Here is a 20,310-nt window from a genome sequence, read left to right on the forward strand (position 1 = left end):
ATGAACTCGCCGGAGGAACACCATCAGAGGAACACCGTCGGATGAACGTCGCCGGGCCGTCCGCGGAGGCGGGTGGCCCGGCGGGAAGGCTGCGACCATAACCCGCATGGACCATCCCGCCCTGTCCGCGCTGCGTGAGCTGCTCGGACTGCTCGTGGACGGCGCGCCCGCCGAGGACTTCGCGCGTCCGGCCGCCGGGACGCGCGCGGCCGGGGTCGTCCCGGACGAGCAGGCGCTCGTGGACGAGGCGACCCGCATGGCGCTCGACATCCGCCGGACGCTGGAGAAGCACCGCCGCCGCGAACGCGAGCTCGCGGCGCTGTTCGACAGCGCGGGCGACCTCGCCGCGCTCCGCGACCTGGACGCCGTGTTGCGCGCGATCGTGCATCGCGCGCGGACGCTGCTCGGCACCGACACCGCGTACCTGACGATGAACGATCCGGTCGCGGGCGACACGTTCATGCGCGTGACGGACGGCTCGGTCTCGGCGAAGTTCCAGCAGTTGCGGCTGGGCATGGGCGAGGGGCTCGGCGGGCTCGTCGCGCAGACCGCGCTTCCCTACGCGAGCCGCGACTACCGTGCCGACACGCGCTTCAACCACACGCATCCGATCGACGACGCGGTCGGCGAGGAGGGGCTGCGCGGGATCCTCGGCGTGCCGATGCGCGTCGGGACGCGGGTGATCGGCGTGCTGTACGCGGCGGACCGGCGCCCGCGCGACTTCGATCCGGACGCGGTGACGCTGCTGTCGTCGCTCGCCGACCACGCCGCCGTCGCGATCGACAACGCGCGGCTGCTGGAGGAGACGCGCGCGACGCTCACCGAACTCAACGCGGCCAACGACGAGCTGAACGCGGCGAACGCCACGGCCCGCGCGCACAGCGAGGAGATGCGCCGCGCCGCCGCGATCCACGACCGGCTGACCGGGCTCGTGCTGCGCGGCGGGGCCGCGACGGACGTCGCGCGCGAGATCGTCGCGCTGCTCGGCGGCGGCCTCGTCGTGCACGACGCGGACGGCGTGGAGGTCGCGCGCGTGGGCGCCGAACCGTTCGTCCCGCCGCTGGAGGGTGTGGCGTCGTCGCGCGCGAGCGGCCGGGCCGTCCTGGTGGACGGCACGTGGGTCTACGCGGTGCTCGCGGGCGCGGAGCCGCTCGGCACGATGGCGCTGCTCGGCCGTCCTGAGCTGTCCGAGGGCGACCGCCGTCTCTTCGAACGTGCGGGCATCGTCACTGCGCTGCTGTTGCTGCTGCGGCGGTCGGTCGCCGAGGCCGAGGACCGCGTGCGCGGCGATTTGCTCGGCGACCTGCTGACCGGAGGCAACGCCGACAGCCTGATGTTGCGCGCGCGCAAGCTCGGCGTGGTCTTCACTCGTGCGCACGCAGTGCTGGTTCTTCAGTGCGACGCGTCCAAGCGGGAGCGGTTGTTGGCGGAAGCATCACGTCGTGCGCGCGCGCTGGGAGGGCTCGCCGGAACGCACAACGGGAACGTCGTCCTGCTCGCTGCGACGGAAACGCCCGGCGCGCTCGCGCAGACGTTGTCAGCGGAGTTGCGGGACGCGTTGGGAGGCAATGTCCCCGTGACGACCGGCGCGTCCGATCCGGTGACGGGGCTCGGGCGTTTGCCCGCCGCCTACGAAGAGGCGCTGCGCTGCGTCCGCGCTCTGCACACGCTCGGCCGGACGGGGGACGGCGCGGACCCGTCCGCGCTCGGATTCCTCGGCGTCCTGCTGGGCGACCGCGCGGACGTCCAGGGCTACGTGCGCGACGTCCTCGGGCCGGTCATCGACTACGACCGGCGGCGCGGGACGGACCTGGTCCGGACGCTGGACGCCTACTACCGGAGCGGCGCCAGCCTGACCGAGGCCAGGCAGGCCCTCCACGTCCACGTGAACACGGTCGTGCAGCGGCTCGACCGCGTGCGGCGGCTCCTCGGCGACGACTGGAACAGCCCGTCCCGCGCGCTGGAACTCCAACTGGCGCTCAGGCTCCACCTGCTGAGCGGCTAGCGGACGCTCCCCGGTCGTCAGTTGGGGAGAAGGTAGAAGTTCGAGTAGTGGTCGGGCGAGAAGTACACCTTGCCGGTGCTCGCGTGGATGATCCGGTAGGCGTCCCGGTGCGCGCCCTTGGCCCGCGAGTACACGTCGTACTCGTGGTAGGACACGCCGCTCGCCAGCTGGCCCTCGCGGTTCTGGAACACGCCGCCGGTGTAGTTGTAGAGACCGTCCGGCCACGAGTACCAGCCGCTGCTCGACGGCCAGCCCTTGGACGCCCAGATCTTCGCCGCGCTGCTGCCGTCCGCGCAGGTGGACAGCGTGCACGACTGGTACACCGACGCGCTGGCCGGGACGTTCACCGCGACACCGGTCACCGACGCGGCCGCGACGGCGGTGACGACGACGCGCCTGGCCCACGACGTCCGGGCCGGGCGGGTGCGGCGGGCGCGACGGGGGCGCTTCTCGATCGTGCTCTGCTTCACGGGGCCTCCTTGGCGAGGGGACGAACACCGCCCATGTTCACCAAGAAGGACACGTCCGAAATATGGCAACAGTGGCCAAAATCCGAGCCGCCGCGCAACGGCCACCCACTCGTCTCCGTCCGGCAATCCGCGCGTCCCGCAGTCGCCCGTGGCGCGGTTTCGGACGGCCCGGATCGACCACCGGGCGCGAAACGGCCCCGAGGCCGGGACGGACACGGAAGACGTGTGCGGGCGATCCAGGCACAAAGATCGCACCCCGGCCAGCGCGCGATAAGTTCCGTTTGGACCGATACAGACGGGGAGAGGAACGACTCCGTGACGATCTTGAACCTGGTCCCCCGGCCCGCCCGGATCTCCGCGCCGGAAGACGCGGCGCGCGTGCCCTTCGACGGGATGGTCCGGACCCGCGTCGACCCAGCGCTGCCGTCCGAGGGCTACCGCCTCACCGTCGGCGCGGACGGTGTCGAGATCGTCGGCGGCGACGAGGCGGGCGTGTTCTGGGGACGCCAGACCCTCCGCCAGCTCCTCGGCCCGGACGCCTTCCGGCGAGCCGGTTCCGCAACGGGCGAACTCCCGCAGGTCGTCGTGGAGGACGCGCCGCGCTTCAGGTGGCGGGGATTCATGCTGGACGTGGCGCGCCACTTCACGCCCAAGAGCGGCGTCCTGCGGTACATCGACCTGATCGCCGCGCACAAGCTGAACGTCCTGCATCTGCACCTGACCGACGACCAGGGCTGGCGCGTCGAGATCAAGCGGTATCCGAGGCTGACCGAGGTCGGCTCGTCCCGGCGGAGGACGAAGCTGGGCCACGGTCGGCCGGAGCGGTGGGACGAGCGTCCGCACGGCGGTTTCTTCACGCAGGACGACCTCCGCGAGATCGTCGCGTACGCGGCGGAACGGCACATCACGGTCGTCCCGGAGATCGACCTGCCCGGGCACATGCAGGCCGCGATCGCCGCGTATCCGGAACTGGGCAACACCGACGTCATCGACACCGCCGCTCTGGAGGTGAAGACGGACTGGGGCGTCAACCCGCACGTCCTCAACGCCGAAGAAGCGACGTTGCGGTTCCTTGAAGGCGTCCTCGAAGAGGTCCTCGACATCTTCCCGAGCCGTTTCGTCCACGTCGGCGGCGACGAGTGCCCCAAGGACGAGTGGAAGGCGTCGCCGTCCGCGCAGGCCCGGATCCGGGAGCTGGGCGTCGGCGACGAGGACGGCCTCCAGTCGTGGATCATCCGGCACTTCGACCGCTGGCTCGCCGAGCGCGGCCGGCGGCTCGTCGGCTGGGACGAGATCCTGGAGGGCGGGCTCGCCGAGGGCGCGACCGTCATGAGCTGGCGCGGCCGGGACGGCGGCGTCACGGCCGCCGAAGCCGGCCACGACGTCGTCATGTGCCCGATGCAGGAGGTCTACCTGGACCACCGGCAGAGCGATCATCCGGACGAACCGGTCCCGTTCGGCTGGATCGAGACGCTCCGTGACGTCTACGCGTTCGACCCCGTCCCGCCGAAGCTCGCCGGGACCGGGCACGCGGCGCGCGTGCTCGGCGCGCAGGCCAACATGTGGACCGAGCAGACCGAGAACCAGCAGCGCATCGACTACATGGTCTTCCCGCGCCTCGCCGCGTTCGCCGAGGCGGTCTGGTCGCCGTCCGAGGGACGCGACTACGACGACTTCGAGCGCCGCATGCGCGCCGAGCACTACGCCCGGCTGGACGCCATGGGCGTGGACTACCGCCGGCCGGACGGGCCGCTGCCGTACCAGCAGCGGCCCGGAATCCTCGGCCGTCCCTACACCTCTCCGAAGTACGGGGAGAGCTGAACGTCAGCCGGTCGGGGTGAGGCTCACTCGCCGCGCCAGGGCAGGACGGTGGTGACCGGTGCGGGGCCCGAACGCTCTCCCGGGGACGGGATCGCGTAGGTGTTCACGTACCGGTCGTTCGGCGTCCCGGCCGCCCACGTGTCGCTCGTGCCCGCGAAGACCGCCGCGAAGTAGCCGTCACCGTACGCGCGGACCTTCGCGCTGAAGCGGCCCTTCTTGTCCGTCTTCACCCACTTGACGTGGTACCAGGTCTTCTTGCCCTTGAAGCGGAAGATGATCCGGACGCTCTGCCCGCCGAACGCCCCGTAACCGCCCTTGGACACGTACCAGCGGCTCAGCGTCCCGGACACGGTGATGTACTGGTTCTTGCGCACCGACGTCCTGGACGCGCTCAGCTTCGACATCTTCGTCGACCAGCGCCACAGCTTCCGGACGGGCGAGACCGACGGCGCGTAGGTCGCGTCGCCGAGGAACCGCGAGCGCCAGTAGCCCGAGTAGTACACGCGCAGCGAGGTCTTGTACCCGCTGTTCCACGGCGAGAAGGTCTTCATGGTCTTCCAGCCGGTCGTGCCGTTGCTGGAGTACTCCAGGACGACCTTCCGGTTGTAGACCTGCCCGCCGCCGGACGGCGAGTACAGGTTCGTCCAGGCGGTCACCTGGCCGTAGGCGTCCATCGTGGTGGAGAAGGCGAGCCGTCCGGCGTACCGGACGGACGTGTGGCCGAGGGTGACCCGTCCGCCCTTGTAGAGGCCGGCGGGGGTGGAGTCGACGTAGAACGTTCCGGCGCAGGACGGCTTGACGCTCGTGCTGAACTTGCCGTCCGCGCCGATCGTGAGCGTCTGCGGCGTGAACGGGGGCGCGATGCAGCTCGCGTCCGGCGTCTGGCCGATGACGGCCTTCCCGCCGGGGACGGCCGTCCCCTTGTAGGTGACCGCGCCGCTGAGCGTCAGCGCCTGGCCCTCGTTCAGGGTGGACCGGTCGGCGGTCAGCACCGTGTCGGTCTGGCCGCGGACGATCTGGACGGTCACCGGCTCGGACTTCAGGCCGAGCGACGGCACGTTCGCCGCCACCACGACCGAGTCGGACGTGCCGTTGGGCGAGAGCGTCGCGGTGTAGTTGCCGGCCTCGTCGGTGGTTCCGGACGTGACGGAACCCTCGTCGGCGGGGGCGGACAGCTCGACGGGCGCGCCCGCGACCGGCGCGCCGTCCGCGCCGGTGACCTTGCCGGTGATGGTCGCGGTCGGGTGCTCGGGGTCCACCGAGGTGGGCGCGGCGGCGATGGTGACCGAGGCCGTTCCGTCGGCGAACGCCGGAACGGCGGTGAGCGTGCCGAGCAGCAGGGTGCTCGTGACACCGACCGTGGCGATGCGAAGCAAGTGTTCCCTCCGGGTGTGAAGGAAGTCGGGGGTGGTTGTGGGTCGGGGGTGTGGATCAGGTGGGTGTGGATCAGGTGGGTGTGGATGGGGGGCGTGGGCGGTGGGGCGGTACGAGGCGGGTGATGAGGCGACGCGCGAGCGGGCGGCCCGGTTGCCCGAAGTCGCGCAATCGTGATCTATCGGGCTTTCTGTCCGCGCTTCTTGTCAGACACTCTCGTCTGTTAGAGACTCGCGGTCGGCCCACTCCGAGCAGAACGGACCACGGACCCGTCCGCGACCGCCGGAATGGCGATGGATCGTTCCGCTGGGACGGGTGGGCCGTTCTCCGGGAAAGCCGAAGCCAAGGGGGCGGCAAGGTGACCGAGCAGCAGATCGGCGAACTCGCCGCGCGCACGGATCTCGGCGCGCACCGCGCCGCCTACCCGTCGATCGCGGACGCCCAGGCACGGCACGCCAACCGCGTCGGCATCGCCGCGATCGTCCTGCTGGTGCTGTGCCTGCTGTCCCTGGCCACGGGGTACCCGGCGCTCGTGGCCATCCTCGGCGTCCCGTTCCTGATGTGCCTGTACGCCTACTTCCGCTACTCGCAGATGGCCGGACGCAACCGCGACGCGCGCCTCGACCTCTTCGAGCGCGGCCTGACGACGGCGTTCGGCGGACAGTTCCGGGCCGTCCGGTACGACAGCACGAGCGTGCTCCAGGACATCGTCCGGTACACGCGTTACGGACAGACCACGCGCATCACCTACGCCTACACGCTGACCGACGTCGGCGGCGAGCAGGTCACGCTGCGCGGCGGCTTCGCGAATCCCGAGCAGTGGGGCCCCGCGATCCAGCAGGCCGTGACGGACGCCCAGCTCCCGCAGGCCGTGGCCCGCCTCCAGGCCGGGCAGCGGCTGGAGTTCGGCCCGCTCTGGCTGACCCCGGACGAGGTCGGCTCCGGCACCAAGTCCGTCCCCTGGCACCAGGTGGACGAGGTCAAGGTCAGCAACGGCCTGGTCTCGCTGCGCGTCACCGGCAAGTGGCTGTCGCTGTCGACGACGTCCGTCAGCCGCATCCCGAACTTCTTCGTCTTCATCGCGGTGGCGAACTACCTGCGCACCAACTCCCAGACCCGCCGCTGACCCGCCCGTCCCGTCCCTTGCCCCGGCCGTCCTTTCCCTTCGGCGCCTGCCACGAGCCACCCGCGCGTCACGACAACGACGCGAACGCGTGATACGTGTTCAGAGCAGCGACCGGACCGCACAGGCGGTCCGGCTACCGGAAAGGGACCCCAGTGCCGCAGCCCGACGGCAGAAGACCCCCTTCCGCCCCCGACGAGCAGGCCGAGTGGGAACGGCGGCTCGCGTTTGACCAGCGCAGCGCCCCGGGCGACTCGGATCAGCGGGAGGGGCAGGACGAGCGGGGTGGGGGGCTCGCGCGACGGCTCGGGACCGGGGACGCGGTGGTGGTCGGGCTCGGGTCGATGATCGGGGCGGGAGTCTTCGCCGCGTTCGGACCGGCCGCGCGCGCCGCGGGAACGGGCCTGCTGATCGGCCTGGTCGTCGCGGCCGTGATCGCGTACTGCAACGCGGTCGCGTCGGCGCAGCTCGCGGCGGCGTACCCGGTCTCCGGCGGGACGTACATCTACGGGCGCGAGCGCCTGGGCCACTGGTGGGGCTTCATCGCCGGATGGGGCTTCGTTGTCGGTAAGACCGCCTCGTGTGCGGCGATGGCGCTCACCTTCGCGTCGTACGCGGTGCCCGGGCCGTGGTGGGCGCAGCGGATCGTCGCGGTCGCGGGCGTCCTGGCGCTGGCGGCGCTCAACTACCGGGGCGTCACCAAGACCGTCCTGCTCACGCGCGTCCTCGTCGCGACGAGCCTGACCGCGCTGGCCGTCGTCGTCATCGGGATCGCGGCGGGCGGGGGCGCGAGCACCGCGCACCTCGACGGCTGGACGACCGGCGGCGCGTACGGGATTCTCCAGTCGGCCGGTCTGCTGTTCTTCGCGTTCGCCGGATACGCCCGGATCGCGACCATGGGCGAGGAGGTCCGCGACCCGCGCCGCGTCATTCCGCGCGCGATCCCGATCGCGCTGTTCCTCGCCGTGGCCGTCTATATGGTCGTCGGCGTCGCGGCGCTGCTGGCCGCCGGTCCGGACGGGCTCGGCGACGCGTCCGCGCCCCTGACCGCCGCGGTCGACGCAGCCGGCTCTTCGGCACTGGCACCGGTCGTGCGCATCGGCGGCGCGATGGCCGCGCTGGGCGCGCTCCTCGCGCTGATCGCCGGAATCGGACGGACCGGTCTCGCCATGGCCCGCCACCGCGACCTGCCCGGCTGGCTGGCCGCCGTCCATCCCCGCTATCGGGTTCCGCACCACGCCGAGGTGGCGCTGGCCGTGGTGGTCGGCGTCCTGGTCGCCACCGTCGATCTGCGGGGTGTGATCGGTTTCTCATCCTTCGGCGTCCTCGTCTACTACGCGATCGCGAACGCGTCCGCGCTGACGCAGCCCGCGTCCGACCGTCGTTGGCCCCGCTCGCTCAACGTCCTCGGCCTGGCCGGATGCGTGACCCTCGTCGTCACCTTGCCCTGGCAGTCCGTCCTGGCGGGAGTCATCATGTTCACCCTCGGCCTGGCCGGCCGATGGCTCGTCCTACACCGCCGGCAAGCAGAAGCACTCTCGTGAGGGAGAGGGCTCGCGTGAGAGCGGTCCGGCGGTGTCAGGGCATCAGTCGACGCCGCAGGGCGGGACGATGGCGCCGGTGAGGACTCCCGCGACGACCGCACCGACCTCGGCCGCCGTCTCGTGGGACGGCGCGGGCGTGACGATGCGAGTGCCGTCGCCGATGAAGTAGTCGCCCGGCGTGCGGGTGGTCAGGTGCCACATCCACGGCCCCGGACGGTACGGACCCAGGTATCCGCTCCCCGAGCCCATGATCATCTGCGCCGCCGCCTCGTCCGGCCTTCCGAGCGTCACCAGCAGGGGAGCGGCGCCCGCGCGCGGCAGCTTCACGTAACCGACCTCGGCGCGGCAGTCGGCCATGACCGGGCCCTCGACCGGCACCAGCTCCGAGCCCAGATGCTCGGACGCCTGCCAGACCACGGTGTCCAGGAGCTTGACCGGTTCGACCACCTCGTCCACGTAGAAGCACTCGCGGGTGAACCGCTCCTCGCAGGCCCGCAGTACGCGTTCCGGCAGCGGCCCCGACCAGCGCGTGTACGGGTCGTAGACGCCGTGCTCGAACAGCACCTCCTCCATGTCGTGCAGCGCGTGCGCGGCGGCGGCGACCACCGAGTCCGCGTAGAGCGCGATGCGGTCGCCGCGGGCGACATCGAGAATCTCGTCCCGGGCGGGGCTCTCCGTCTCGTCGTACATGGCGACTCCTCCTCCGAGCCGGTCACAAAAGCATCGTCTCGGACACCGGCCCGGCGCGGTCGGCCGCGGTGGCAGAGCGTCGCGCTCCGCAACGCAAGTGTGGCGGCGGGGTACGCAATACCCTGATCCCGCCATGGAACTTCGCCAGCTCAGGTACTTCGTGACGGTCGCCGAGGAACTGCATTTCGGACGGGCCGCCGAGCGCCTCACGATCGTCCAGTCCGCGGTGAGCCAGCAGATCGGACGGCTGGAGCGCGAGCTGGGCGTGGAGCTGTTCGACCGCTCGCCCCGGCACGTGCGGCTGACCGAGGCGGGCGCGGTGTTCCTGCCCGCGGCGCGCGCGATCCTGGACGCCGAACGACGGGCGCTGGACACGATCGCGGAGCACGTGGCTTCACGTGAAACCATCCTCCGGATAGGGACGAGCCGGGGCATGGGGGACAGGCTGACCAGCGTCCTGGAGTCCCTCGCCGCGTCCGGATACCGGGTGGAACTGACTTCGACGTCGCCGGGAGAACGCATCCGTCGCGTCGCGGATCGCGAACTGGACGGCGCCTTCATCCGCGGCGAGCCCGGCGGACCCGGCGAACCCGGCGAACCCGGCGAAGCGTCCGACGCCGACGTCCGGTTCGTCCCCGTCTGGCAGGACGAGCTCCTGGTCGCCCTCCCCGCCCGCCACCCGCTGGCCGCCGAGGATCCCGTTCCCCTGCCCCGGCTCGCCGACCTCCCCCTGATCATCACCGACCGCCGCGCCAACCCCGCCCTGGTCGACCTGGTGACCCGCGAATGCCAGGACGCCGGCTTCACCCCCGTCCCCGGGCCGCCCCACAGCACCCTTCAGGACACCCTCGCGTCCCTCGGCGCCGGCACCGAAGGCTGGACGGTCGTCTACACCACCGCCGCCGCCCAGGTCCGCACGACCCGCGTCGCCTTCCGCCGGGTCACCCCGCCTCTCTCGCTGCCCGCCGTCCTGGTGGTCCCCCGAACTCCGTCCCCACGCACCACGGCCCTGCTGACCGCCTGCCGCCCCGTTCCCTGACGAGACGATCGCCGACGTTCGCGCCGGTTCACATCCGCCCAAGCACGCTCCCAAGGTGGGCGACACGTGCCCGGGAGGGGGCGGCCGGCGGCGCGAGCGATCTCGATTCGTGATCGCTGCGGGCGCGGAGTGCTTCTGGTTCCCGGCGCCCAGAAGGAGTGAGGTGGAGACCGTTCCCCTCCCCCTCACCAGGAGCTTCGCGGTCATGTCCCTGAGTACCGAGATATCCGAACCGGTCGCCGTCGCGGCGGGACGGCAGCGCACCGGGCTGCGGTTCGCCGGGATCACGGCGGGTAACTTCATGATCGCCCTCGACGCGACGATCCTGAACGTGGCGCTGCCGGACATGCGGTCCGACCTGAACGCCTCGGCGGCGGCACTGCCATGGGCCGTGGACGCGTACACGGTCGTCCTCGCCGGACTGATGCTGGCGTCCGGCTCGATCGCGGACCGTTGGGGCCCGCGCCTGGTCTACCGCGTGGCGCTCGCGGGCTTCGCGCTGTTCTCCCTGCTCTGCGCGCTCGCGCCGAACGCGGCCGTCCTGATCGCCGGGCGCGCGCTGCTCGGAGTACCCGCGGCCGGGCTCGTGCCCGCCTCGATGGCGCTGCTCGCCGCACTCTTCCCCGATCCGGACCAGCGATCGCGGCGCATCGGCGCGACCGTGGCGATCACCGGAATCGGCGTCGTCGGGGGACCGGTGGTGGGCGGCGCGCTGGTCGCGCTCGGCGGCTGGCGGCTGGTGTTCCTGGTGAACATCCCGGTCGCGCTGCTCACCCTCGCCACCTCGCGCGGACTCAGCGGGCATCGCGGCGGCACGTCCAAGCCGATCGACCGCACCGGAATCCTGCTGTCGGTCGCCGGGCTCGTCGCGCTGACCTTCAGCCTCGTGGACGGCGGAACGAGCGGCTGGCTCAGGACGCGTCCGCTCGCGGGTCTGCTGGTCGCCGCGGTCATCATCGCCGTCCTGCCCCTGTCGCAACGGCGTGCCGCGTCACCGGTGCTGCCGCCCGCGCTGCTCGCGCTGAGCCGCGTCCGCATCGACCTGGTCGTCGGGGTGATGTCGCAGTTCGTCTACTACGGCCTCCTGTTCGCGCTGACGCAGTGGATGGTCTCCGGCAAGGGTCTGTCGCCGCTCCAGGCAGGCGCGGCCTTCCTGCCGATGACCGTGCCGGTGCTCTTCGTCCCGATCCTGACCGGCCGGGCCGTGGTCCGGTTCGGCGCCCGCCGGGTGATGCTGCTCGGGCTGGCCCTCGACCTCGCGGGCGGCATCGTCCTCGCCGCAGGCGACTCCTCTCTCTGGACGGTCTTCACGGTCCAGATCCTGGTCGGCGTCGGTAGCCCCCTCGCGATCCCGTCCTGCATCGCCGACATGTCCGCCGCCGTCCCGCTCCACCTCGCCGCCACAGGCCAAGGCGCCCTGAACGCCGCCCGCCAGACCGGCACCGCCCTGGGCGTCGCCGTCTTCGGCACCGTCGCCACCCTGCCCTCCGCAGGCACCGTCCTGGTGGTCGCCGCCCTCCTCACCCTCATCGTCCTGACCACGCGAATCCGCAGCGTCCGGACACCGGAACGCGCGGGCACAGGAACCTGAGCCCTTCGCGCCCTGCCTACCCCAAACCTGTTCCACCGGCCTGGAACCCACTGGCCTGGGACCGCTGGCCCCGGACCACCGGACCGGGACCACCGGACCGGGACCACCGGACCGGGACCACCGGACCGAGACCACCGGACCACCGGACCTGGACTACCGGTCCGGGACTACCGGTCCGGGACTACCGGTCCGGGACTACCGGTCCGGGACTACCGGTCCGGGACTACCGGTCCGGGACTACCGGACGGCGTGCGTGCCCAGGCGGGGACCTGGAGTGGCGAGCGGCGGGATCGAGCCGGGTCCGCCCGGCTTCTTCTCGCGCTTCCGCTTTCCGTTGCATTGGCCTCACGCTCCTGGTGGACGTCCACAACCCAAGGCGGTCTGCCTTGGCGCACTGTCGACGCTACGCCGGAGCGGTACGCCAACGCATCGTTCTCCACAGCCTGTGGATAACTTCGGTGCACAAGCGGTGACCTCGCCAAAAGCTTGGCTGTCACCAGGCTCTCCCCACGCTGATCCCCAGGTTTTCCACCTGGTGACCCGGTGGTCAATCACCACCGCGTCGGGAAGCTTGAGCAGAAGCTGCACGCTGGTCAGCGCGCCGAGCAGCGGGCCGACCAGCGGACTCTCACACGCTCATCGCAGGCCGGTGGGCGCGATGCGTCCACTGCCGGTTGACAGGTTCGGGGCGCCGGGCGCGTTGTCGCATGTCGTCGCGCGTCCGGTGTCGTGGGTCAGCTGACGTGCTGGGCGGGGGTTTCGGGGGACTCGAAGGCGCGGACGGCGGCGCGGACGAAGGCGGCGGTCGCCGGAGAGCGGGCGTCGCGGGGCCAGGCCACCGACAGGACGGCGGGTTCGGCGTCCTCGACGGGGATGTGGGCGAGTTCGGCGCGCGGATAGGCGCGGGTCACCCAGGCCGGGAGCAGGCACACGACGCAGCCGAGTTCGACGAGCCGGAAGACCTGCGAGAGGTCGGCCACGGGCGGGCGCGGCTCCGCGATCAGGCCGCGCCGGGCCGCCTGGAACTGCCGGTCGGCGAGGGGCGGCACCGGCGAGCCCGGGACGACGGGAGTGCCGTCCGGGAGCAGGCGTCCTTCCAGGTCGGCGAGCTTCAGGCTGCTGCGCGCCGCCAGCGGGTCGTCCGCCGCGAGGACGGCGATGCGCGGTTCGGTGCGCAGCGGCTCGGCGTCCAGTCCGCGGTCGTCGAAGGGGCTGAGGACGAGCGCGACGTCGGCGCGGCCGTCCCGCAGCGCCTGCGGCTGCTCGCCGCGTCCGCCCCAGATCAGCTCCACCGGCAGCGACGCCGGTTCACGCTGGTAGGCGGCCAGGATCTCGGGCAGCATCCCGCCGTCGTTGTCGGCCTTGAGCGCCAGCCGCAGCCGGGCCTCGGGCCGTCCGGCGTGGCGCGCTCGCCGGTCGGCGGCCTCCACCGCTTCGAGCGCGGTCCGGGCGTCCCGGAGCAGGACCTCACCGGCGGGCGTGAGCGAGACGTTCCGCGTGGTGCGCTCCAGCAGCCGGACGCCCAGGTGCCGTTCGAGCTCGCGGATCGCCCGTGACAGCGGAGGCTGCGCCATCCCGAGGCGCGCGGCGGCGCGGCCGAAGTGGAGTTCCTCCGCGACCGCCACGAAGTACCGCAGTTGCCGCACCTCCAGACCACTCATATCCGGAGGGTATCAATCGCGATCGAAGCGGTCCTTCAGGTTCGGCGGCGGGACGGGTTGGCTGACCGTGCATCCCCACGGAGGTAACAATGATCGTCGTCACGACCCCCACCGGCCAGATCGGCCGTCAGATCATCGACCTGCTGCTGGACGCCGGCGCGCCCGTCCGCGTCATCGTCCGCGATGCGGCCCGCCTCCCCGCGCGCGTGCGCGAGAGCGTGGACGTCGTCGAGGGCTCGCACAACGACAGGGAGCTCCTGACCAAGGCGCTCGCCGATGCGGACAGCGTCTTCTGGCTCGTCCCGCCGGCCATGACCGCGCCGAGCGTCGTGGGCCACTTCAACGAGTTCACGCGTCCGTTCTGCGAGGCCGTGACCGAGACCGGTGTCGCGCGGGTCGTCGCCGTCTCGACGCTCGGACGGGGCGCGACCCGGAACGCGGGCCAGATCTCCGCGTCCCTCGCCATGGACGAGATGATCGAGGCGACCGGCGTCCACTACCGGACGCTCGAACTGCCCGGATTCATGGAGAACATGCTCCGCAACATCCCGTCGCTCAAGGCCGCGGGCGTGTTCAGCTCCCCCGTCACTCCGGACCGCGCGCAGCCCGCCGTGGCCGTCCGCGACATCGCCGCGGTCGCCGCCCGCCTGCTGCTCGACGACACCTGGGAAGGGCAGGAAGGCGTCCAGGTCCTCGGCCCCGAGGACCTCTCCGCGAACGACATGGCCGAGATCATGTCGGAGGTCCTGGACCGCCCGATCCGCTTCCAGCAGATCTCTCCCGAGGAGCAGAAGGCCCTCCTGATCAGCTACGGGGCCAGCGAGGACGCGGCTCAGGGCCTCATCGACATGATGACCGCCATCGACCGGGACGGCATCTACCACGCCCAGCCCCGGACGCCCGGCTCGCGCACCGGCACGTCCTTCCGCCAGTGGTGCGAGGACGTCCTCAAGCCCGCCTTCGCCGAGTAAGCCGGACCGAACGGCCGGTCCCTTTTCGGCCACGCCCGTTCGAGAACCGAAACCTCCCAAGTGCCGCGCTCGTTGACCGGGCGTGGCACTTGTCGCGTTCATGTCGATCCCCGGGCTCGTCCTCGGACTGGTCGCGTTCGCCGTCCTCGACCATCTGGGCTGGTGGGCGCACCGCCGGTTCCGCCTGCCCTGGCGGCGCGACGAGGTCGGACGGCCCGTCTCGGCGATCGCGGTCGGCGAGCTCGACGTGTTCTTCCACGGCACGCACCGCAACCAGCAGGACCAGCGCGCCTCCTCGCTCATGATGCGCGACGACGAATCCGACGGCGCGCCCCCACGCACCCGCATCGACCTCGACTCCGGCACCGCCATCGTCCGACGCACCCCGGACGACGCCTGACCCGCCGAAGCCGCCCCACCAAGAATCACTCGCCGAAGGCCGCGACACCCGATACGTCGCATCAGCCAAGCACGCACGTCAACCAAGCACGCCACCTCAGCCGAGCGCGTCGCGTCAGCCAAGCACATCGCGTTGGCCGAGGGCGTCGCGTTTGCCTGCGAGGAGCGCTCGGTCGCGGTCGTTGCCGCAGAGGCTCATGGCCTTCTCGAACTCGGTGCGCGCTTCGTCGCCGCGTCCCAAGCGGGCGAGGAGTTCGCCGCGGACGCTCGGCAGCAGGTGCGAGTTCGCCAGCGAACCGCCGGAGACCAGGGCGTCCACGATCGGGAGCGCGGCGGCCGGGCCGCGCGCCATCGAGACCGCGACCGCGCGGTTGAGATCGACCACCGGGGACGGCGCGAGCCGGCCGAGCGCCTCGTAGATCAGGACGATCCGGTCCCAGTTCGTCGCCTCCACGGACGGCGCGACCGCGTGGCATTCGGCGATCGCGGCCTGCAGCCCGTACGCGCCGAGGCCGCGACCGGCCTTTTCGGCGCGGGCGAGGGCGGCGCGTCCGCGGCGGATCGCGGCCCGGTCCCAGCGGCGGCGGTCCTGGTGTTCGAGGAGGACGGGTTCGCCGTCCGGTCCGGTGCGCGCGGGGAAGCGGGCGGCCGTGAGTTCCAGCAGGGCCAGCAGTCCGTGGACTTCCGGCTCGTCCGGAACCAGGCGGCTCAGCACCCGCGCGAGCCGCTGCGCCTCCCCGGCGAGATCGAACCTGATCACCTCGCCGCCCGAGCTGGCCGACGACCCCTCGGTGAAGATCACGTAGATGACGCTGAGCACCGAGCCGAGGCGCTCGGCGCGCTCCCCGGCCGCCGGCGGCGCGAACGGCACGCGCGCCGCCGCCAGCGTCTTCTTCGCGCGGGTGATCCGCGCCTGCGCCGTCGCGGTCGGAACGAGCAGCGCCCGCGCGATCTCGTCGCTGGTCAGGCCGCCGACCACGCGCAACGTCAGCGCCACCCGCGCCTCCCGCGACAGGACGGGATGGCACGAGATGAACATCAGCGTCAGGACGTCGTCGTCGATCCGGTCCGGGTCCCAGAGCATCTCCTCGGCCTCCCGCGCGGGATCGGCGGGCGCCGCGCCGGACGCGACGCCGCCCTCGCCCAGCTCATGGGCCAGGGCGGCGTACCTGTCGTCCAGCGCGGACCGCCGCCTGAACGCGTCGATCGCACGCCGCCGTCCGACCGTGAGCAGCCATCCGGCGGGGTTGTGCGGCACTCCGTCGCGCGGCCAGCTCACCAGCGCCTCGGCGAGCGCCTCCTGCGCGAGGTCCTCGGCGAGCGCGAAGTCGCCGGTGTAGCGGGCGAGGGCCCCGACGATCCGTGCGGACTCGATCCGCCAGACCGCCGCGACCGCCTCGCGCCCGCCACCGGACCCGGCCACCGAAAGCGAATCGGACATGTCAGAGCTGTCCGTTGGCCTCGCGCCAGGCCCGCTCCTTCTTGATCCACTCGTTGTCCTGCGGGAACTCGTCGATCGTGGTCACGCGGCGGATCTCGGTCTTGAACCCGGGGCCGGTCAGCGGGCTGCGCTTGGCCCACTCCACGGCCTCCTCCTTGGACGCGACGTTCAGGATGTAGAAACCGCCGAACAGCTCCTTGGTCTCGCCGTACGGACCGTCGGTGACGACGGGCGTCTCGGAGGAGTGGTCGACGACGACGCCCTCCTCGGGGTCGGCCAGGCCCTCGGCGGCGAGCAGCACGCCCGCCCTGATCAGCTCCTCGTTGTACCGGCCGACGGTCTCCAGCATCTCGCCGAAGTCGACGTCCGCCATCGACGCGTAGCCCTCGTCGGTGGCGCGCATGATCATCATGTACTTCACGGCCGTGTCTCCCTGGCTCGTCCGGGCCGCCGTCCGGCCCTTTCACCCGTAGGTCGAACGGCCGGCGGCGGGGATCGACACGAGGGCCGAACTTTTTCCCGGAAATTTTCGCCAGCGTACGCGGCGGTGATCAGACGCGCGCGCTCCTCGGCTCACGCGGCGGTGATCGGACGGCGCGCGCCTGACCTAACGCGGCGGTGATCAGACGCGCGCCCCTCGGCTCACGCGGCGGTGATCGGACGGCGCGCGCCTCGGCTAACGCTCCTGGTAGGACTCCAGGCCGCGCAGGATCATCTCGAGACCGAACTCGAACCGGTCCTCACCGTCCTCGGCCCCGGCCGACAGCAGCGGACCGATGTGCCGGACGGTGGCGGGAAACCGGTCCTCGGGCAGGGCTTCGAAGAACTCCCGCACCTGGGCGAGGAACCGGTCCATGTACTCCTGCTCGGACAGGCCGCTCGCGCGCTGCCGCGACAGGTGGAGGGACCCCTCGTACGCGTCCGCGTTGATGTAGAGGTACAGGCGCTCGACGCCCCACACCGCGGCGTGCGGCGGGATCTTCCCGGCCAGCATGATCGACAGCAGCCGCTCGTTGACGAGCAGGGAGTTCACACCGGTGGGGATGTTGCCGAGCGGCACGCGCGCGATGTCGGCGTGCGCGGACATCACCCGGTGGATCGAGTACGCGATCTGCTTGATCTGCTCGCGCCAGCGGGCCGGATCGGGTTCGGGAAGCTCGATCTCACCGCAGATCCGGTCGAACATGACGTCGAGCAGTTCCTCCTTGTTGGAGACGTGCGCGTAGAGCGACGCCGGACCGGTGTCGAGCTCCTGCGCGACGCGGCGCATGCTGACGCCGTCCAGGCCCTCGGCGTCCAGGATCCGGATCGCGGTCTCGACGATCAGTTCCCGGCTGAGCGGCTGCTTCTGCGGCCCCCCTCCGGCCTTGCGCGCCTTGCGCCACGCGGGCACCGGGAGGGACGCGTCGACGCCGTTGCCGCCCGCCGCCGCAGCCCTGGCCCTGGGCCGGTGGCCGGAGCCCTCCTGAGTCGCCATGCGCGTCCTCCCGTCGTTCGTCGTCCCGGGCGGCGCCTCAACCGCCTACGAACATCGTACTTCATGACGAATGCCGTACTTGACACGAACGCCGATCGGTCATAGAACGGTGTTTGCGATGAACGAACGGCGTTCGTCCTCCCTCGAAGAAGGACCACGATGACCACCACCACCGACACATCCGGCGGGCTCGCCACCGCCACCGTCCCCGAGACGCTCTACCGATGGCGCTGGGTCGCCCTGCTGGTGATCCTCGCGGGCGAGATCCTCGACATGCTGGACGCGCTGATCACGACGATCGCCGCCCCGAGCATCCGCGCCGACCTCGGCGGCTCGGCGGGCACCATGCAGTGGCTCGCCGCCGGCTACACCCTCGCGCTCGGCGTCGGCCTGATCACCGGCGGACGGCTCGGCGACCTCTACGGACGCAAGCGGATGTTCCTTCTCGGCGCCGCCGGGTTCACGGTCGGCTCGCTGCTCAGCGGCCTCGCCGTCTCACCCGGCATGCTGGTGGGCTCCCGCGTGCTCCAGGGCCTGTTCGGCGCGCTGATGCTGCCGCAGGGGCTCGGCCTGATCAAGGAGATGTTCCCGCCGAAGGAGGTGGGCGCCGCGTTCGGCCTGTTCGGACCGGTCATGGGCCTGTCCTCGGTCGGCGGCCCCGTGCTCGCGGGCTGGCTGATCGACGCCGACCTGTTCGGCACCGGCTGGCGGATGATCTTCATGATCAACGTCCCGCTGGGCGTCGCCGCCGTCGCCGCCGGGCTGCGCTTCCTGCCCGAGGCGCGGGCCGCGCGCGCCAGCCGGCTCGACCTCGTCGGCGCCCTGCTCGCCGCGCTCGGCGCCGCACTGATCGTCTACCCGCTCGTCCAGGGCCGCGAGCACGGCTGGCCCGCCTGGACGTTCGCGATGATGGCCGCCTCCGCCGCGGTGTTCGCCCTGTTCGTCCGGTACGAGACGCGCATGCGGCGCGCGGGCGGCGACCCGCTCATCACGCCGAGCCTGTTCCGCAAGCGCGGCTTCAGCGGCGGACTGATCGTCGGCCTCGTGTTCTTCTCCGGGATGACCGGATTCGCCCTGGTCTTCGGCCTCTACACCCAGCTGGGCCTCGGCTACTCGCCGCTCAAGGCGGGCCTCGCGCAGATCCCCTGGTCGGTGGGCATGATCGCCGGATTCGGCGTCGCCCAGGCCGTGTCCCGCTTCGGCCGCCGCGTCATCCACGCCGGGACGGCCGTCATGGCCGGCGGCGTCGCCGGGATCGCCCTCACCCTCCACCTCGCCGAGACGGGCGTCGGCCCCTGGCAGCTCACCCCCGCCCTGATCGTCACCGGACTCGGCATGGGCCTGCTGATGGCCCCCTTCTTCGACATCGTCCTGGCGGGCGTCGAGCCGCACGAGACCGGCGCCGCGGGCGGCACGCTCACCGCCGTCCAGCAGCTCGGCAGCGCCCTCGGCGCAGCCGTCCTCGGCACCGTCTTCTTCGACGGCCTCGGCAACCACCTCACCGCCGACGGCCCCACCTTCCACCACGCGATGAACGCGACCCTCCTGACCGTCATCGCCCTTCTGGGGGCCAGCTTCATCGCCACCTTCCTGCTCCCGAAGCAGACCCGCCCCGACCAGGAACCCACCCACTGACCCGCCCAGTCCACCTCCGGCATCCGCCCGAACACCTCAGCCCGACACCCTCGACCCCTCGCAATTGCCACCCCGACCTTCGCGGCGACGGCCACCAGGCCCTCGCCGCGACGATCGCATCAGCCCAGGCAGCGCCGCCGTCCGCCCCAGCGGGGCGCCGCGCCCAAGGGACGATCCGTCCGCGGCCCGGCTCGTCCCGTATCGGAGGGAACGACGCGAACGCCACCGTAAACAGTTGGCCAAGCGCGCAAACAATCCGCCGAACCCGCGAACCCGTGATCACGAGTGGGCATCTCATTGTCCGCAGGAGTCCATCGAGAACGGGGATACACATGCGACTCAGCACGATCACCCGCCCGGCCGTCATCGCGCTCGGCGCCGGACTGGCCATCGCCGCGGGGACGACGGCCGCGAGCGCCGCCGAGCCCGCGCCGCAGGCCGCGGCCAAGCTCCACCTCACGTCCTTCGGCTACGGCAAGCTGCGGATCGGGGAGTCCGCCAAGGCCGCGCTCCGCTCGGGCGCCGTCGTGGTCAAGCACCGCGACCGCGTCTGCATCGGCTACGACCTCAAGGGCCACCCGACCGGACGCGACAACGTCGGCGGCTACATCTCGCACAAGTACGGCGTCGCGATGATCAGCGCGCCCAAGGGCGTCTCGACCAGCCGCGGAATCCACTACGGCTCCACCTACGCGCAGCTCAAGCACGCCTACCCGGGCGTCCACCGCACCATCCACGGCTACTACGACGTCACCGCGCCGGGCAACCGCAAGGCCATCTACTCCTTCGAGCTCCGCCACGGCAAGGTCGTCGGCGTCTTCCTGGAACTGAAGCAGCAGGACTGCTTCAACTAGCACCCCACACCCCGCCATCGTCGAGGTGACCGCACCGCCGGCCGCAGCTCCCGAACGACCTCTTCGGCTCCCGCACCTCACCACCTCGACATCCCGGCAGGACCTCCCTGCCAAGAACGACGGCCGGGCCCCACTCCGCCAGCAGGACGACGGAGCAGCCTGTCGGCAGCCCGCCAGGCCACCGCTCAGCCCCAACGCCGAGCGCACCTGACGCG

General features: G+C 71.7%; 17 protein-coding genes. 10 read left to right on the forward strand and 7 right to left on the reverse strand.

Annotated features, from left to right (window positions below):
• The first annotated feature begins 106 nt into the window (after positions 1-106).
• Positions 107-2,005 (forward strand): helix-turn-helix domain-containing protein, encoded by a 1,899-nt coding sequence (locus tag ACFPCY_RS15525; protein WP_378255652.1) that lies wholly within the window; start codon positions 107-109, stop codon positions 2,003-2,005.
• 17 nt (positions 2,006-2,022) lie between these two features.
• On the opposite strand, the gene ACFPCY_RS15530 is transcribed toward ACFPCY_RS15525, so the two are convergent.
• Complete coding sequence (locus ACFPCY_RS15530; RefSeq protein WP_378255654.1) at positions 2,023-2,475, reverse strand: ribonuclease domain-containing protein; 453 nt, start codon at positions 2,473-2,475, stop codon at positions 2,023-2,025.
• A gap of 351 nt (positions 2,476-2,826) precedes the next feature.
• Between ACFPCY_RS15530 and ACFPCY_RS15535 the strand changes: the two genes are divergently transcribed.
• Entirely contained in the window at positions 2,827-4,296 is a 1,470-nt protein-coding gene (locus ACFPCY_RS15535; protein WP_378256438.1) for a beta-N-acetylhexosaminidase, read from the forward strand.
• Positions 4,297-4,319: 23 nt separating this feature from the next.
• Here ACFPCY_RS15535 and ACFPCY_RS15540 read toward each other — a convergent pair whose 3' ends face one another.
• Positions 4,320-5,672 carry a carboxypeptidase-like regulatory domain-containing protein gene (locus ACFPCY_RS15540; RefSeq protein ID WP_378255656.1) on the reverse strand — a complete coding sequence of 451 codons (1,353 nt, stop codon included), beginning with the start codon at positions 5,670-5,672 and terminating at the stop codon, positions 4,320-4,322.
• Positions 5,673-6,028: 356 nt separating this feature from the next.
• Between ACFPCY_RS15540 and ACFPCY_RS15545 the strand changes: the two genes are divergently transcribed.
• Both ACFPCY_RS15545 and ACFPCY_RS15550 read left to right on the forward strand, forming a co-directional pair.
• Entirely contained in the window at positions 6,029-6,796 is a 768-nt protein-coding gene (locus tag ACFPCY_RS15545; RefSeq protein WP_378255658.1) for a DUF6585 family protein, read from the forward strand.
• A gap of 152 nt (positions 6,797-6,948) precedes the next feature.
• Positions 6,949-8,337, forward strand: a complete 1,389-nt coding sequence (locus ACFPCY_RS15550; RefSeq protein ID WP_378255660.1) for an APC family permease — start codon at positions 6,949-6,951, stop codon at positions 8,335-8,337.
• 42 nt (positions 8,338-8,379) lie between these two features.
• Here ACFPCY_RS15550 and ACFPCY_RS15555 read toward each other — a convergent pair whose 3' ends face one another.
• Positions 8,380-9,027 (reverse strand): hypothetical protein, encoded by a 648-nt coding sequence (locus tag ACFPCY_RS15555; protein ID WP_378255662.1) that lies wholly within the window; start codon positions 9,025-9,027, stop codon positions 8,380-8,382.
• Between the two features lie 133 nt (positions 9,028-9,160).
• On the opposite strand from ACFPCY_RS15555, the gene ACFPCY_RS15560 reads away from it, so the two are divergent.
• Together ACFPCY_RS15560 and ACFPCY_RS15565 are read left to right on the forward strand one after the other, a co-directional pair.
• Positions 9,161-10,066 carry a LysR family transcriptional regulator gene (locus ACFPCY_RS15560; RefSeq protein WP_378255664.1) on the forward strand — a complete coding sequence of 302 codons (906 nt, stop codon included), beginning with the start codon at positions 9,161-9,163 and terminating at the stop codon, positions 10,064-10,066.
• A gap of 205 nt (positions 10,067-10,271) precedes the next feature.
• A complete protein-coding gene (locus ACFPCY_RS15565) occupies positions 10,272-11,657 on the forward strand; it encodes an MFS transporter (protein ID WP_378255666.1) in 1,386 nt (461 codons plus the stop codon).
• A 734-nt stretch (positions 11,658-12,391) separates the two neighbouring features.
• Here the strand turns inward: ACFPCY_RS15565 and ACFPCY_RS15570 are convergent.
• Positions 12,392-13,318, reverse strand: coding sequence for a LysR family transcriptional regulator (locus tag ACFPCY_RS15570; protein WP_378255668.1), 927 nt, complete (start codon positions 13,316-13,318; stop codon positions 12,392-12,394).
• Between the two features lie 89 nt (positions 13,319-13,407).
• On the opposite strand from ACFPCY_RS15570, the gene ACFPCY_RS15575 reads away from it, so the two are divergent.
• A complete protein-coding gene (locus tag ACFPCY_RS15575; protein WP_378255670.1) occupies positions 13,408-14,289 on the forward strand; it encodes an NmrA family NAD(P)-binding protein in 882 nt (293 codons plus the stop codon).
• Positions 14,290-14,371: 82 nt separating this feature from the next.
• Entirely contained in the window at positions 14,372-14,689 is a 318-nt protein-coding gene (locus ACFPCY_RS15580) for a DUF6191 domain-containing protein (RefSeq protein ID WP_378255672.1), read from the forward strand.
• Positions 14,690-14,803: 114 nt separating this feature from the next.
• Here ACFPCY_RS15580 and ACFPCY_RS15585 read toward each other — a convergent pair whose 3' ends face one another.
• The 3 genes from ACFPCY_RS15585 to ACFPCY_RS15595 all read right to left on the reverse strand — a co-directional run bounded on the left by ACFPCY_RS15585 (position 14,804) and on the right by ACFPCY_RS15595 (position 17,606).
• A complete protein-coding gene (locus ACFPCY_RS15585; RefSeq protein ID WP_378255674.1) occupies positions 14,804-16,129 on the reverse strand; it encodes an RNA polymerase sigma factor in 1,326 nt (441 codons plus the stop codon).
• 1 nt (position 16,130) lies between these two features.
• Positions 16,131-16,550 carry a YciI family protein gene (locus tag ACFPCY_RS15590; RefSeq protein WP_378255675.1) on the reverse strand — a complete coding sequence of 140 codons (420 nt, stop codon included), beginning with the start codon at positions 16,548-16,550 and terminating at the stop codon, positions 16,131-16,133.
• A 255-nt stretch (positions 16,551-16,805) separates the two neighbouring features.
• Positions 16,806-17,606: a TetR/AcrR family transcriptional regulator gene (locus tag ACFPCY_RS15595; RefSeq protein WP_378255677.1), complete on the reverse strand. Its 801-nt coding sequence runs from the start codon at positions 17,604-17,606 to the stop codon at positions 16,806-16,808.
• A gap of 159 nt (positions 17,607-17,765) precedes the next feature.
• Here ACFPCY_RS15595 and ACFPCY_RS15600 point away from each other — a divergent pair, with 159 nt between their 5' ends.
• Together ACFPCY_RS15600 and ACFPCY_RS15605 are read left to right on the forward strand one after the other, a co-directional pair.
• Positions 17,766-19,241 carry an MFS transporter gene (locus ACFPCY_RS15600; protein WP_378255679.1) on the forward strand — a complete coding sequence of 492 codons (1,476 nt, stop codon included), beginning with the start codon at positions 17,766-17,768 and terminating at the stop codon, positions 19,239-19,241.
• A 332-nt stretch (positions 19,242-19,573) separates the two neighbouring features.
• Positions 19,574-20,095 carry a hypothetical protein gene (locus tag ACFPCY_RS15605; RefSeq protein WP_378255681.1) on the forward strand — a complete coding sequence of 174 codons (522 nt, stop codon included), beginning with the start codon at positions 19,574-19,576 and terminating at the stop codon, positions 20,093-20,095.
• The last annotated feature ends 215 nt before the right edge of the window (positions 20,096-20,310 follow it).

Source organism: Actinomadura gamaensis (assembly GCF_042652125.1).
GTDB lineage: Bacteria > Actinomycetota > Actinomycetes > Streptosporangiales > Streptosporangiaceae > Spirillospora > Spirillospora gamaensis.